Origin of the sequence: Nocardia sp. NBC_01327 (genome assembly GCF_035958815.1) — a bacterium.
In the GTDB taxonomy this organism is placed as follows: Bacteria; Actinomycetota; Actinomycetes; order Mycobacteriales; family Mycobacteriaceae; genus Nocardia.
Window position 1 is genome coordinate 6,980,635 of sequence record NZ_CP108383.1, and the last position, 14,916, is coordinate 6,995,550.

General features: G+C 64.4%; 12 protein-coding genes. 9 read left to right on the forward strand and 3 right to left on the reverse strand.

Going from position 1 to position 14,916, the window contains the following annotated elements; all coding sequences use genetic code 11:
• Positions 1-92: 92 nt before the first annotated feature.
• The 6 genes from glgX (at position 93) to OG326_RS32300 (ending at position 9,262) form a co-directional block, all read left to right on the forward strand.
• Positions 93-2,207, forward strand: a complete 2,115-nt coding sequence (gene glgX / locus OG326_RS32280) for a glycogen debranching protein GlgX (protein ID WP_327140904.1) — start codon at positions 93-95, stop codon at positions 2,205-2,207.
• A gap of 11 nt (positions 2,208-2,218) precedes the next feature.
• Entirely contained in the window at positions 2,219-4,627 is a 2,409-nt protein-coding gene (treY, locus tag OG326_RS32285) for a malto-oligosyltrehalose synthase (RefSeq protein ID WP_327140905.1), read from the forward strand.
• A 73-nt stretch (positions 4,628-4,700) separates the two neighbouring features.
• Complete coding sequence (locus tag OG326_RS43085; protein WP_442790851.1) at positions 4,701-4,994, forward strand: transposase; 294 nt, start codon at positions 4,701-4,703, stop codon at positions 4,992-4,994.
• Entirely contained in the window at positions 4,961-5,875 is a 915-nt protein-coding gene (locus OG326_RS32290) for an IS3 family transposase (RefSeq protein ID WP_442791068.1), read from the forward strand. The genes OG326_RS43085 and OG326_RS32290 overlap by 34 nt, the downstream gene beginning before the upstream one ends.
• 191 nt (positions 5,876-6,066) lie before the next feature.
• Positions 6,067-7,238, forward strand: a protein-coding gene (locus OG326_RS32295) for an IS3 family transposase (protein WP_442790852.1) whose coding sequence is annotated in 2 segments (ribosomal slippage) — positions 6,067-6,319 and positions 6,319-7,238 — 1,173 coding nt in all. Because the reading frame shifts where the segments join, the coding sequence is not laid out codon by codon here.
• A gap of 140 nt (positions 7,239-7,378) precedes the next feature.
• Positions 7,379-9,262 (forward strand): HNH endonuclease signature motif containing protein, encoded by a 1,884-nt coding sequence (locus OG326_RS32300; RefSeq protein ID WP_327140908.1) that lies wholly within the window; start codon positions 7,379-7,381, stop codon positions 9,260-9,262.
• A 722-nt stretch (positions 9,263-9,984) separates the two neighbouring features.
• On the opposite strand, the gene OG326_RS32305 is transcribed toward OG326_RS32300, so the two are convergent.
• On the reverse strand, positions 9,985-11,109 hold the full coding sequence (locus OG326_RS32305; protein ID WP_327140909.1) for a DUF2235 domain-containing protein: 1,125 nt from the start codon (positions 11,107-11,109) through the stop codon (positions 9,985-9,987).
• Positions 11,110-11,219: 110 nt separating this feature from the next.
• On the opposite strand from OG326_RS32305, the gene OG326_RS32310 reads away from it, so the two are divergent.
• Positions 11,220-11,897 carry a response regulator transcription factor gene (locus OG326_RS32310; protein ID WP_327140910.1) on the forward strand — a complete coding sequence of 226 codons (678 nt, stop codon included), beginning with the start codon at positions 11,220-11,222 and terminating at the stop codon, positions 11,895-11,897.
• Between the two features lie 95 nt (positions 11,898-11,992).
• On the opposite strand, the gene ilvA is transcribed toward OG326_RS32310, so the two are convergent.
• Complete coding sequence (gene ilvA, locus OG326_RS32315) at positions 11,993-13,357, reverse strand: threonine ammonia-lyase IlvA (RefSeq protein WP_327140911.1); 1,365 nt, start codon at positions 13,355-13,357, stop codon at positions 11,993-11,995.
• 73 nt (positions 13,358-13,430) lie between these two features.
• Positions 13,431-13,868, reverse strand: a complete 438-nt coding sequence (locus OG326_RS32320) for a nitroreductase family deazaflavin-dependent oxidoreductase (protein ID WP_327140912.1) — start codon at positions 13,866-13,868, stop codon at positions 13,431-13,433.
• Positions 13,869-14,009: 141 nt separating this feature from the next.
• Between OG326_RS32320 and OG326_RS32325 the strand changes: the two genes are divergently transcribed.
• Together OG326_RS32325 and OG326_RS32330 are read left to right on the forward strand one after the other, a co-directional pair.
• The gene (locus OG326_RS32325; RefSeq protein ID WP_442790853.1) at positions 14,010-14,195 is read left to right on the forward strand and encodes a hypothetical protein; all 186 of its coding nucleotides are present in this window, start codon (positions 14,010-14,012) and stop codon (positions 14,193-14,195) included.
• A gap of 64 nt (positions 14,196-14,259) precedes the next feature.
• Positions 14,260-14,892, forward strand: a complete 633-nt coding sequence (locus tag OG326_RS32330; protein ID WP_327140914.1) for an MspA family porin — start codon at positions 14,260-14,262, stop codon at positions 14,890-14,892.
• Positions 14,893-14,916: the final 24 nt, after the last annotated feature.

Consider the following 14,916-nt stretch of genomic DNA (forward strand, 5'->3'; position numbering starts at 1 on the left):
TGGCTTGAACGCCGTTCAAGTTACCAGTGGGCGGCCGGATCCGGCGGAGGGCACCTGATTCGGGGGCCGATCCGGACCGATAGGGTCTGGGCATGGCTCGCGCGACTACCGAAACGGCACCGCTCGGTGTCTGGCCGGGAACCGCCTATCCGCTCGGCGCCACCTATGACGGAGTCGGCACCAATTTTTCGGTGTTCTCCGAGGTCGCCAAGCGGGTCGAGCTGTGCCTGATCGGTGCGGGCACCGAAACGCGCATACCCCTCGACGAGGTCGACGGCTATGTCTGGCATGCGTACCTGCCGGGCATCGGGCCCGGGCAGCAGTACGGATTCCGCGTGCACGGACCCTTCGATCCGGCCCTCGGCCAGCGCTGCGATCCGAGCAAACTGCTGCTCGACCCCTACGGCAAGGCCTTCGAGGGCGATTTCGGGTCCGATGCCGGGCCCTACAACTACGGGCAGAACACCCTCGGGCACACCATGACCGGGGTGGTCATCAACCCGTTCTTCGACTGGGCCGACGACCGCGCGCCCAAGCGGCCGTATCACGAGACGGTCATCTACGAGACCCACGTCAAGGGCATGACCATCACTCACCCGGACGTGCCGCCGGAATTGCGCGGCACCTATGCGGGCATGGCGCATCCGGCGATCGTGGCGCATCTGAAGAGCCTGGGCATCACCGCCGTCGAGCTGATGCCCGTGCACCAGTTCCTGCACGATCGCATCCTGCTCGATCGTGGACTGCGAAACTACTGGGGCTACAACAGTTTCGGCTATTTCGCACCGCATCTCGAATATGCCGCGAGCAAGACTCCCGGCGCGGCGGTCACCGAATTCAAGGCCATGGTGCGGTCACTGCACGCGGCGGATATCGAGGTGATTCTCGATGTGGTCTACAACCATACGGCCGAGGGCAATGAATTCGGGCCGACGCTGTCGTTCCGCGGTATCGACAATGCCGCGTATTACCGTCTGGTGGACGATGATCCGCAGCATTACATGGACTACACCGGCACCGGCAACAGCCTGAACGTGCGGCATCCGCACACACTGCAGCTGATCATGGATTCGCTGCGATACTGGGTGCTGGAGATGCACGTGGACGGTTTCCGCTTCGATCTGGCCGCCACGCTGGCGCGCGAATTGCATGATGTGGACCGGCTTTCCACGTTCTTCGATCTGGTGCACCAGGATCCGGTGGTGAGTCAGGTCAAGCTGATCGCCGAACCGTGGGATGTCGGCGAGGGCGGTTATCAGGTCGGCAATTTCCCGGTGGCCTGGACGGAGTGGAACGGCAAATACCGTGACACCGTGCGCGATTACTGGCGCGGGCAGCCGGCGACGCTGGGCGAGTTCGCCTCTCGGCTCACCGGTTCGTCGGATCTGTACGAGGCCACCGGGCGCAGGCCGAGCGCGAGCATCAATTTCGTCACCGCGCACGACGGCTTCACCCTCGCGGATCTGGTGTCCTACAACGAGAAACACAATGCCGCCAATGGTGAGGGCGATCGCGACGGCGAAACCTACAATCGCTCGTGCAACTACGGCGTCGAAGGCCCCACCGACGATGCCGAGATCCGCGCGGTGCGCGCCCGCCAGCAACGCAATCTGCTCGCCACCCTGCTGCTGTCGCAGGGCACCCCGATGCTGCTGCACGGCGACGAGCTCGGCCGCACCCAGGGCGGCAACAACAATGCCTATTGTCAGGATTCACCGCTGTCGTGGATGGACTGGTCACTCATGCACACCAATAATGATCTCCTCGAATTCACCCGCCGCGCGGTCGCGGTGCGCACCGCGCATCCGGTGTTCCGGCGCAGGCGCTTCTTCGACGGAAGACCCGCGACCACCCACGACCATCCCGATGACATCGCCTGGTTCACCCCCGCCGGGGCGGAGATGACGGACGCGGACTGGGAGACCGGCTTCGGCCGCTCGCTCACGGTGTTCCTCAATGGCGACGGGATTCGCGAGCCCGGCCCGTACGGCGAACGCATCAGCGACGATTCGTTCCTACTGTGTTTCAACGCTCACGATGCGGCCATCGACTTCACCCTGCCGCCCACCGAACACGGAATCGCCTGGTCGATGGAGTTGGACTGCTCGACCCCGACCGGAAGACCGGCCGCCGACACCGCCCATTCCGCCTCCGCGACCCTGCCCGTCCCCGCACGCTGCCTACTCGTGCTCCGCCGTACGGCATGATCGATCACGCCATGACCAGCACGCCCGAACATCACACCGGCCCCATTGCCCGGCAGACACCCGTCCGCAGCACCTATCGGTTGCAGCTGCGTCCCGACGCGCTCACCTTCGCCGACGCCCGCACCATTGCGGAATACCTGCAGCAACTCGGTATTTCGCATCTGTACCTGTCGCCGGTCTTCACCGCGACGCGCGGTTCCACGCACGGCTACGACATCACCGACCCCACCACCGTGTCCGCGGCCCTCGGCGGCCCCGGCGGCTTCAAGGCGCTCTCCGACGAGGTGCGCAGCCGCGGTATGGGATTGATCGTCGATCTGGTGCCCAACCATGTCGGCGTCGCCGATCCGCGGCAGAACCCGTGGTGGTGGGATGTGCTGCAGAACGGCAAGGAGTCGAAGTACGCGCACTACTTCGATATCGACTGGAGTCCCGCCAATGGCGCGGGCGGACGGCTCGCACTGCCGGTGCTCGCCAACGAGAACGATCCGGCGGCGCTGTCGGTGGACCGCAGCGGCCTCGAACCCATGCTGGCGCTGCACGATATGCGCTTCCCGATCTCGCCCGGCACCGATGGCGAGAATGCGCTGCGGATCCATGACAAGCAGCACTATCGCCTGGTCAACTGGAAATCCGGACTGTGCGGCTACCGCCGCTACTTCACCGTCGGCGGACTGGCCGCGCTGCGGCAGGAGGATCCCGCGGTCTTCGAGGCCACGCATCGCGAGCTGACCGCATGGTGCGAGCACGATCTCATCGACGGTGTGCGCGTGGATCATCCGGATGGGTTATCGCATCCAGCCGACTACCTGGCGCGGCTGCGCAAGATCATCGGACCGCAGCGGTTGCTCCTGGTGGAGAAGGTGCTCGCGCGCAGCGAACCCCTCGACGCCGGACTGCCCATCGACGGGACCACCGGGTACGACGCGCTCTCCGATATCGGCAGCGTGCTCATCGATCCGGACGGCGAGAAGATCCTCACCGACCTGTCCCGCCAGTTCACCGGCCACGGCAGCGACCGCGCCTGGTTCAGCGAGAACGAACACCGGATCAAGCGGGCCGTCGCCGAAACCATGCTGGTTCCGGAGGTCCGCCGCCTGGTCGCCGCCATCAAACGCGATGCGCGCGCCGATGCCTTCGACACCATGGCGCTGACCAATGCCACCATCGAAGTGCTCTCGTACATGCCGGTGGCCCGCACGGACTACGCGCCGCTGGCCGGAACGATCGGGCCTGTCGTCGCCGAAGTGACAAGGCGCAACAGCGAACTCACCGCACCGCTGCAGGTGCTGGCGACCGCGCTGGCCATCGGCGGCGAGGCCGCCACGCGCTTCCATCAGGTCGGCGGAGCGATCACCGCGAAGGCCGTGGAGGACACCATGTTCTACCGCGCCGCGCGACTGATATCCCTGCAGGAGATGGGATCCGACCCGACCCGGTTCGGCAGTTCGGTCATAGAATTCCATCTGGCCAATGCCGAACGCGCCGCACGCTGGCCCGCCACCATGACCACGCTCTCCACCCACGACACCAAACGCGGTGAGGACACCCGGGCCCGGATCAGCATGCTGTCGCAGGTGCCGGATATCTGGGCGCGGTCGGTCGGCGCATGGAACGAGATCGCGCCCGGACCCGACGGTGCGACGACTCTCTTTCTCCTGCAGAACATCTACGGCATCTGGCCCGCCGACGGCCGGCCCGCCTCCGCGGTCCCCAAGTTCCGCGAACGGGTACATCAGTTCGCGGAGAAGGCTGTTCGCGAAGCCGGTACCCAATCCTCCTGGGAGGAACCGGATACCGAGTTCGAGAAGGCCGTGCACCGGTGGATCGACACCGTGATCGACGGGCCGATCGGCGTGGAATTGGGAGAGTTCGTCAACGATCTCGCCACACATGCCTGGACCGATGCGCTGGCGCAGAAGCTGCTGCAGCTGTGCGGTCCGGGAATTCCGGATATCTATCAGGGCTGCGAACTGTGGGAAGACTCGCTGGTCGATCCGGATAATCGGCGGCCGGTCGACTTCACCCACCGTTCGCTGCTGCTGCAATCGCTGACCGGGACACCGGATCTCGATGCGACCGGGGCTGTGAAGATGTGGATCGTGGCATACGCGCTGTGGTTGCGGCGCGAGCGGCCGGAATGCTTCGTCGGGGGAACCTACGCTCCCCTGTTCGCCAGCGGTGACCACGCCAAGCATCTGGTGTCGTACGCGCGCGGACGGAACGGCGAGACTCCCGAGGTGATCGTCGCCGTTACACGGCACAGCATTCGGCTGGACGAAGCCGGTGGATGGGGCGACACCGTCCTGGACCTGCCCCAGGGACATTGGACGGATCGGCTTACCGGACATACGTTCTCGGGACGGTCGCGGTTGGAGAAGTTGTTCGCCCGGCTGCCCGTAGCGCTTCTTGTTCGGTAGGGCGGAAGAGAGGTGCCTGAAGTTCTTCGGACAGTGGCCCAATCTAGAATTGGGTGACTGAACGGAGTGGCTTGTGGCGCAGAGGAAATCGCGGAAATTCAGCCCGGAGTTTCGAGAGGCGGCGGCTCGGGAAGTGTTGGTCGGGGGGCGGTCGTTCACCGATGTAGCGCGCGATTGCGGAGTCACCGAGCAGACGATCCGAAATTGGGTTCATGCGTGCCGGACCGAGAGCGGCGAGGCCGCCTCGGACCTGTCGACCGATGAACGTGTGCGGTTGCGGGCCTTGGAGGAGGAGAACCGGAAACTCCGGGAGGAGAACGAGTTCCTGGGAAAATCGGTGGCCTTCTTCGCGAAGAAGTACCTGTAGCGGCGAAATATGCGTTCGTTGCCTCCGAAGAAGGCCGCCACACGATCGTCGACATGTGCCGTTGGGCCGGGGTATCACAGTCGGGCTATTACGCGTGGCGTGGTCGGGAACCCTCGGCCACCGACCGCTGTCGAGATAGGTTGAAGACCGAGGTCCGGTCTTGTTTCAGCCATTCCGACGGCACCTACGGGTACCGGCGTATCCATGCGGCGCTGGCCCGCCGCAAAGTGCTGGCCGATCCGGGCACGGTCCGAAAAGTTATGCGTGAGCTGGGGTTGGTGGCCTGCCAGCCGCGCCCGTTCCGGCCTCCACCACCATTTGCGGCCGACTGTGCCGACCGGCCGGACCTGGTTCGGCGCGATTTCACCGCTACCGCGCCGGCAGTCAAACTCGTCGGCGACATCACCTACATCCGCACCCGCCAGGGCTGGCTGTATTTGGCGACCGTGCTCGATTGCTTCTCCAAGAAAGTCGTCGGGTATGCCATGGCCGAACACATGCAGACCGAACTGGTCGTGGAGGCGTTGACCATGGCGGCACGCAATCTCCCGATCCGCGCCGGAGAAACAATATTTCACAGCGACCGCGGTACCCAGTATCTGTCTGCCGAATTCCTCAGGGCCGTCCGTAAACTCGGCATCCGGCACTCCGTGGGGCGCACCGGAACCTGCTTCGACAACGCCTGGGCGGAATCGTTCAACGCCACTCTGAAGAACGAACGTGTCCACCGCACCCGATACCGGACCCGCGAACATGCTCGCCGCGATATCACCGCCTATATCGAATTGCGGTACAACCAGATTCGACTCCACTCCGCGATTGACTACCACACACCGAACGAAGTAGAGTCCGCCTGGTTCGAACGGAGCAGAACAGCCTGAGAGATCAAACCCTCACTGTCCGAGAACATTCCAGCCCCTCAGAAGAGATAAAGAACAAAAGATTAAAGACGCCTGGACGAGAAGAAAGAAACGACAAAAGCACAAAACAAGAAAAGAACAAAGCTGAGGCGCTGGAAGGTTCTCGGACAGTGGCCCCGAAGTAGAGTCGGGGTTCACCGAACGGAGTTATTGTGGCACGGAAGAATACGCGGTATTCGCCGGAGTTTCGTGAGGCGGCGGCCAGAGAAGTGGTCGAGCGGTCACGGACGGTGGCCGAGGTTGCGCGCGAGTTGGGGTTGATCGAGCAGACCTTGAACTACTGGGTGAAGAACTATCGGCAAACCCATGTGGTCGTGGAGCCGGAGTTGTCGATACCTGATAAGGCGCGGTTGGCCGAACTCGAGCGCCGGGTGCGAGAGTTGGAGGCGGAGAACGAGTTCCTGGGAAAATCGGCGGCCTTCTTCGCGAAGAGGTTCCGGTGACCGCGAAGTACGCGTTCATCGAATCCGAAGAAGGAAACTACCCGGTCTCCAGGATGTGCAGGTGGTCGAAAGTATCCAGGTCCGGCTATTATGACTGGAAGAGCAGATCGGTCTCGGTGACCACTGTTCGGCGCGAGATCCTTTCTGCTGAAGTTCAATTCGCGTTCGAACATTCCGACGGCACGTATGGGTATCGTCGCGTCCACGCTCAGCTCGCCCGGTGGGGCACCATCGCCGATCCGGAGACGGTGCGGTCGATCATGCGTGAGTTGGGTTTGGTGGCCTGCCAGCCGCGCCCGTTCCGGCCGGTCACGACCCTCGCCGGCGACGCAGGCGTGTTGCTGGACCTGGTACGGCGTGACTTCACCGCCGACCGGCCCGGCCTCAAGCTGGTCGGCGACATCACCTACGTTCGCATTGCGGAGGGCTGGCTCTATCTCGCGACTGTGCTGGATTGTTTTTCCAAGAAGGTAGTCGGCTACGCGATGGCCGAACACATGCGTGCCGAACTCGTCACAGACGCGTTGCGAATGGCCTGCCGCACAGTTAGTTTCGTGCCAGGGGTCACGGTATTCCATTCCGACCGCGGTACTCAATATCTGTCCGCGGCGTTCGCCGGTGTCGCGAAGGAATTGAACATTCTCCGGTCGGTGGGGCGGACCGGGGTCTGCTACGACAACGCCTGGGCCGAATCATTCAACGGGACCTTGAAGAATGAACGTGTCTACCGGACGCACTATCGGACCAGGGCAGCTGCCGAGGAAGACATCACTCGTTATATCGAGTTGCGGTACAACCAGATTCGGCTGCACTCAGCGATTGGCTACCGCACACCCAACGAGGTAGAGTCCGAATGGTCCGAACAGAACCAGGCAGCCTGACAGACCAAACCCTCACTGTCCGAATTCCTTCCGGCTCCTCAAAGCCGCGAAAGAGGCTGGTCGGTCCGCCAGTCTGAATATCCTTATATCACACCACAATTCACCTTTCCGTGCCCATCTCACGGCGGTAGAATAGTGGTATGAATCCAGGGGGAGAAACCGTGAACACCGAGAGTGCGCACGCACTGTCGGTAGCGGTCGGTCACCTCCTGAACGCGTCCCTGGTTCCGTTGCACGATGACGAATTCATCGCACTCATGCGGGAAGTCGAAACCTGCACCCGCAAACTCGAAGCAGTCAAAACCCGTTTCGTCGTGGAAACCACCAGTCGTGGCCTGGCCCAGCGGGGTGGGGTCGCGTCCCCGAAGGTGTTCCTGCGTCAAACCTTGGGTATCTCCCGCGCCGACGCCGCGTCCCGGGTCAGCGTCGCGGTGGAAACCGGTCCGCGCATCGTCTCCGGTGTGGAGCTGGAACCGACCCTGGCGCACGTGGCTGCCGCGCACCGTGAAGGGGTGATCGGTGTCGATCATGTGCGGCGGATCATGACGGTGATGAACCGGTTGCCCGGCAGTCTCGACATGGACGTTCGTGAGGCCACCGAGTTGCAGTTGACCGAGTTCGCGCCCACCGGGTACCCGGAAGGGTTGCCGGTGATGGGTGAAGTGTTGCTCGCGGGTTTGGATCCGGATGGCTCGTTGAGTTCCGATGCCGATCGTGAACGCATGCGCGGTCTCACCCTGGGTGCCGAGCGTGCGGATGGGATGTCTCCGTGGAACGGGGAGATCAACCGCAAGCTGCGCTCGGTCCTCGAGCCGGTGTTCGCGAAGCTGGCCCGCCCGGGTATGTGCAATCCGAAGGATCCGCAGAGCCCGTGGGTGTCCGAGCACAAGCTCGATGCCAAGGCGATGGCGGCGTGTGTCGAGCGTGATACCCGTACTCCGGCGCAGCGTAATCATGATGCGCTGCTGGCGTTCTTGCGCCCGGAGTTCGGTGGCCCGGCGAAGTTGGGTAGGCATCGTGGTCTGCCGGTGTCGGTGATCGTCACGATGAGCGTGACGGATCTGGAAGCCGACGCCGGTGTCGCCACGACCGCGTCCGGTGGGATCGTGTCGATCCCGGAAGCTTTGGAGTTGGCGGCGAAGTCGAACAAGTATCTGGCGGTGCTGAACCCGGTGGGGTTGCCGCTGTATCTGGGTCGCGGTACCCGCTCGGTGAACCTGGACCACACCCGCAACTCCTCGAGCATCGAGTGCGAGTCCCGTACGGCGGGCCTCGATTTCGGTGCTCACCCGGCCGGTTTCGAGCCCGGTTCGCAGACAGGTGATGCCGATCGCGAGTGCGGGTCGGCCGATCTCGGGCACCGTGCCCGGCCTACCGGCGACCAGGGCGTTCCGGGTGCGGCCGGTCCCGACCATGCCCCTGGCTCGTCGGGCACCGAATGTGACTGTCAGTCGGGAGGCTGTGGTACCGGTGCGTGCACTGCCAGCGCCGAGAACGGTGCGCGGGCAGCAGGTTCCGGCCACGACCTGCGTGCAGCTGGCACCGAGCGTGGTTCAGGATCGGCGAGCACCGGCCACGGCACACGGCCCGCGTGTCTGGTATTCGGGCCGCGGTCCTTCGGGACCGAGCGGGTACCTCGGTTGGCCAGTGCCGCACAACGACTGGCGCTCATCGCCTCGGAGAAGGGCTGCACGCGGCCCGGGTGTGACGCCCCGGCCACGATGTGCGCGGTGCATCACATCACCGAGTGGAGCAACGGTGGGCGCACCGATATCGACAACCTCACCCTCGCCTGCGATCACTGCCACGCCCAGGTCCACGACGGGCCCGGAGGATGGAAAACCGTGGTCATGGGACCGGAGTCAGAGTTTCCGGGGCGGACCGGGTGGATCGGGCCTGCGCACATCAACCCGACCGGGGTACCGCAGGTCAATCACCTGCACCATCCGCTGGAGTTGAAGGCTGCTGCGGTGGCGCGGATCCGGGCCCGTAACGAGCGGGAACTACAGCGCTACCGGCAGTAGGTTCCACACCCACCTGCTGACACCCGTTTGCCCCTGTTCCACCGCCGGGCTGGTCCCGGCGGTGCTACAGGTCGTTGCACGGGTGGGGGTTTCGGGGTCTTGGTTCTTGGGTCTGGGTGCTTCGGGTTCTTGGTCTTTCGGGTTCTGTCTTTTCGTCTTGTGTCTCCGAAACCGGACCACAGCCGGTCGACCCCGCCGGTACCGCAGGTACCTCGGTACTGCGGAAGGTAAGCCGGGTACCCCACCTGACGTCACCAGCACGGCCATCTCGGGCCCTGCCCGCACCCCGAGACCCACCACCGCCTCTCGACGCACACAACCCAGGTGCACCGGCCTCATCTCGGCCTCGAAACCCCCTGAAGCGGGCACCACACAACGCTTCTCCCCGACCGCACAGCAGGTGTCCGCACGGCACAGACCCGATAACCGTTGTGCCGCTGAGACACCCGCTGTTCCATCCCCCGGGACCGACGGTTTCTATGCCGAAACGGTCGGTGCACCTGGGTTTCTTGCCTCCTGGGAAGGGTTGGTCAGCAGGGGGTGCGGGCAAAGCCCGAGATGGCTGTGCTGGGCACGTTGGGAGAGGTACCCGGTTTACCTTCCGCAGTTGGGAGAGGTACCTGCGGTACCGGCGGGGTCGACCGGCTGTGGTTGCGTTCTCGAGACAGAACACAAAAGCCGAAGGCCGCTGGGGGTCGAGCGCTGAACGTCTCCACTGCTGTCTAGCAATAGTTCCCTTCCGTGGGTTCGATTAGGGCGGGAGAGGTTGGGCCGTTGTGGGATTCGGTCCAGCGGGTGAGGTTGGTGGGGGTGTAGTCGGCGGATTGGGCTGAGGAGGCTAGGTAGCTTGCTTGGTCGTAGGGCTCTAGTAGGCGGCGCCAGGAGTCCCAGTAGAAGCGGGGGCTGCGGGGGTTGTGGAGTAGGCGGAGGAAGTTCAGGATTCGGAAGCCTGGGCTGAGGGAATTGTGGAGGGTTTCGGGTGGGTCGGGGCAGCATTGCTGCAGGGTGGTGAGGCGGGTTCGGTCGAAGGCTAGGCCTTCGGCTTCGGCTTCGCGGATCATCCAGGCGAGGGTGATGTCGGAGAGGCCGCAGTCGGGGTAGCCGCCGCCGATATCGCTGTGCACGCCTTCGAACCACACCTGCTTGACTCTGTCTGTGCGGCGGTACTTTTCGTCGATCTCGACGGGGACTTCCCAGAGGCAGGGCTCGAATGCGCGGCGGCGTTCGTTGATGGCCAGGGCCTGGCGGGCGCAGTGCACGATGGAGGACAGGCGGACATCGTGGAAGCGGTGCCGGCGCGCGGTGATGCCGGGGATGCCCATGGCGCCGACGGTGTCGAAGACACCGAGGAAGTTGATGGTGACCGGATCGGGATAGCAATGGGCACTGCGGAATTCGGCCCATTCGGGCGGATCCGGATCATCGGGATGGGCCTTGCGGGTCTGGTAGATCTTCAGGGCGTCGGGGTATTTGCCATCGATCATGGCGGTGTAGGTGAGGATGCCCAGCCGGTTGATCATCCCGGCCAGGCTGCGGGCGGTGAACGCGCCGCGGCTGAAGCCGAAGATGTAGATCTCGTCACCGGGCTCCCAGTTCAGGGCCAGCTGCCAGTAGGCGGCGGAGAGGTTGGCCTCCAGACCGGTTCCGAAGGCGCCGCCCAGCAGGCGATCGGAGGCGAAGCCGCGGGCTCCGGGCCCGGAGACGTAGTAGACGCGCTGGCCGATATGGTTCCCGGCCGCGTCGGCGTCTGCCAGCGATACCGTCTGCGCGATCTTCACGATATTCGACACCGTGGTGGAAGACTCCGCCTTCCAGGTGCCGTCACAGCACACCACCAGTCTTTTCATGAACAGATTCTCCCGCCGCAACCGTTCGGTTTCCCGCGTAGTGGACTACTCGACTCGTCGTACGACTATCGCTCATGATTCGTTCACAATTGTCGTGACACCGTGGGCGAATGCCCGACGATCGGATGAACCCCCGCAGCGTATGGGTACTGGTCTGCGAGGACGACGACGAGTTGGGCGAACGGGTCGCCGCCGGTCTGCGGGCCGCCGGATTCATTGTCGATCTGACCCGGAATCTCGCCGACGCCGGCCGTAGTTGCGGCAACCGCCGCTACGACTGCCTGATCGTCGATCGGGGGCTGCCCGACGGGGACGGGCTGGATCTAATTCGGCGGCAACGGGAATCGGGGCTGCACATGCCCGCCCTGGTCATCACCGCGCGCGACAGCCCGGCCGATCGCACCGAGGGTTATGCCAGCGGCGCGGACGACTATCTGACCAAACCGTTCTCGCTCGGCGAGCTGGCCGGACGGGTACGGGCGCTGTGCGCACGGCATCTGCGACCACCCGCCCAGGTGCTGACCATCGGTGATCTGGTGGTGGATCGGCTGCGTCGGCGGGTGCAGCGCAACGGCGTGCTGCTCATTATGACGGCCCGGGAGTTCTGCGCGCTGGAACTGCTGGCGGCGCGGGCGGGAACCCAGGTCAGTCATGCCGAGCTCGCCGAATACTGCACCGAGACAACAACTGTCGCGACCATCGAGGACGTGGTGCACCGGCTGGATCGGAAGCTGGGCGAACCGCAGCTCATCTACGCCACGGGCGCGGGATTTCTGCTGCACATGTGAACCACACCGGCCCGCGGTCCCCTGTGGGGGTGGATCGCGTACGACCGTCCCGGGCAGGGCACTTCCCCGCTCTGCCCGGGATCGAGTCGCTCAGGTCAGGTCAGGTACCGGTAGGCCGGTGAACCCGGATCCAGGCGTTCGCCGCGGATCGGGGATTCGTCCATTCGCTTCTGCAGCGATTCCAGACCGTCCGGCGACCCCAGTTCGATGCCGACCAGCGCCGCCCCGGTCTCCCGGTTATTGCGCTTGACGTACTCGAAGAGGGTGATGTCGTCGTCGGGACCGAGGATCTCGTCGAGGAAGCGGCGCAGTGCGCCCGGCTCCTGCGGAAAGTCCACCAGGAAATAGTGTTTCAGGCCCTGATGCACCAGCGACCGCTCGATGACCTCGCCGTAGCGGGAGACATCGTTATTGCCGCCCGAGAGCAGGCACACCACGATCGCCCCGGGCGTGAGCTCGACCTCCCGCAGCGCCGCCACCGAGAGCGCGCCCGCCGGCTCGGCGACAATGCCCTCGTTCTGGTACAGCTCCAGCATGGCCGTGCAGATGGCACCCTCGTCGACGGTCATCATGCGGAAAGCGCCTGCGCCACTACCGGATTCGGTGGTGGTCAATAAAGGCAGCGAAGCGTGCGAACGTACCGCGCCACCCAGCCGCGATACCGCGGTGTAGGGCACCGCGCCGATGCGGCGCACGGCGGCACCGTCGACGAACGGGTCGATCTCGGGCAGGGTGACCGGTCCCCCGGCGACCAGGGCCGCCGTCATGGACGCGGCGCCCGCCGGCTCGACACCGAGAATCGCGGTGCGCGGCGAGCGTTCCCGCAGGTAGGTGCTGACACCGGCCAGGCAGCCACCGCCGCCCACCGGCACCACCACCAGGTCGGGGGCGCGATCGAGCTGATCCAGAATCTCGGCGGCAATGGTGCCCTGTCCGGCCGCGGTGCGCGGATCGTCGAAGGGCGGGACCATGGTCGCGCCGGTGCGCGCCACATCGTCGACGGCGGCCGCGGCGGCCGCATCGTAGGTATCGCCGGTGGCGATGAGCTCCACGAATTCACCGCCGTGCACGCGAATCCGGTCGCGCTTCTGCTTGGGAGTGGTGGTCGGAACGTAGATACGGCCCTTGATCCCCATGGCCTTGCACGCGAAAGCCACACCCTGCGCATGGTTTCCGGCGCTGGCGGCGACCACGCCCGCGGCGCGTTCGCCGGCGGTGAGCTGGACGATGAGGTTGTAGGCGCCGCGCAGCTTGTAGGAGCGCACAGCGGTGAGGTCTTCCCGCTTGAGGTAGACCTCGGCACCGGTCAGTTCCGACAGCCGCGCGATTCGCTGCAGCGGCGTCGGATCGATAATGCAAGAAATTCGCTTGGCGGCAGCATCGATTTCGTCCGCGCTCAATGGGGGCAGCGGACCTGGCGCTTTCTCTGCAACTACAAGCGGATCTGACACCCGACACATGCTACTGAGCCGGAAAACGCGACACTCCGCCGACCGGCAAAGCCAGTTCGGCGGAGTGCGCTCGGGAGTGTCGTCAGTTGCGGGGAGTGAGGACGAAAACCGGGATCTCGCGAGTGGTCTTCTTGGTGTAGTTGTCGTAGTCGGGCCACGCCTCGACCGCGCGCTCCCACCAGACCTTCTTCTCATCGCCGGTGACCTCGCGGGCGTCGTAGTCCTTGACCACATCGCGATCGCGCAGTTCGACGTGCGGGTCGGCCTTGACGTTCCAGTACCAGACGGGGTTCTTCGGGGCGCCGCCGAGCGAGGCCACAACGGCGTATTCACCATTGTGCTCGACACGCATGAGCGGGGTTTTACGGAGTTTGCCGGACTTGGCGCCAACGGTGGTCAGCACAATGACAGCTTTGCCTTCATGGCTGCTGGCCTTCGCGCCGTTGGATGCCTCGTACTCTTCGACCTGTGTGCGCGCCCAGTCCGTGGGGCTGGGTTCGTATTCTCCGGAAAGTGGCATGACCCAGCTAACACACCAGAATCTTGTTATGTTCCCGACAGCAGAGTTCGGTGGACCGAACTTTAGGTTGTCGTATACCCTGAACAGATGGCAGTTGTTCACCCAACACAGGGAGCGCGTACCCGGTCGCACGTGCCGACCGTGAGCATCGCGGGTACCGCCTGGCCGGTGTACAAGCTCGAGGCGCTCGCCGCCGGGCTGATCATTGCGCTGGTATTGCTGCTGATCACCGGATCCCCGCAGATCGCCGTGCTGGCGGCGGCGACCGTGGTGGCACTGCGCTGGATTGTGGCGGTCATGCGGCACAGCGCAGGCGGCGTTATCTGAATCGCGACCACTCGGTCCGTGTCATGCGGGCCAGTTATGCGATTCCTCTATTACCTTGATCATCATGCGGTCGAAACCGTTCGGAGTGCTCGTACTGTCCGTCGGAACCGCGCTGTGCGCTCTGCCGAGCGCCCATGCCGACATCACCGAACTGGCAGGGCACGAGCAGACCTACACCTCCACCTTCGGCACCTTCACCGTCGGAGACCGCTCGGAATTCATCAATCGGATCGCGCCGCTGAACGAAGTGGGCACCTCGCGTGAGGCGCTGGTCAGCAATATCGCCTACGGCAGGGTCAACGGTTTGGCCGGCGGTCAGCTCAAGACCGGATATCACGTCGGATGCGCGGTCACCCTGCTGAACGGCAATGCCGGGGCGATCCCCCAGGTCTATGTGCCCAGCGGCAATATCCCCCTTCCTCCGGGACCGGGCGCGCTGCCGTCGACAACGCTGATCGGGCCCAATATTCAGGTGCCGCTGAGCATCAACCTCGCTCCGGGCGAGGTCAAGGACGTTCCGGTCGCGGACAAGGACCTCATTCCGGGCAAGGAGGTCCAGATCATCATTCGGGACTTCCATATCGCGGTGAACCAGTGCACCGGACCCGTGGCGATTCGCCAGTACACCTATCTCTACGCCAAATCCGCCGAAGTCGACGACAGCGGCGCGGTCTTCGGCGACCCGACCTGGTTGTAAGGGCGACTCGATTCCCCAGGAGAC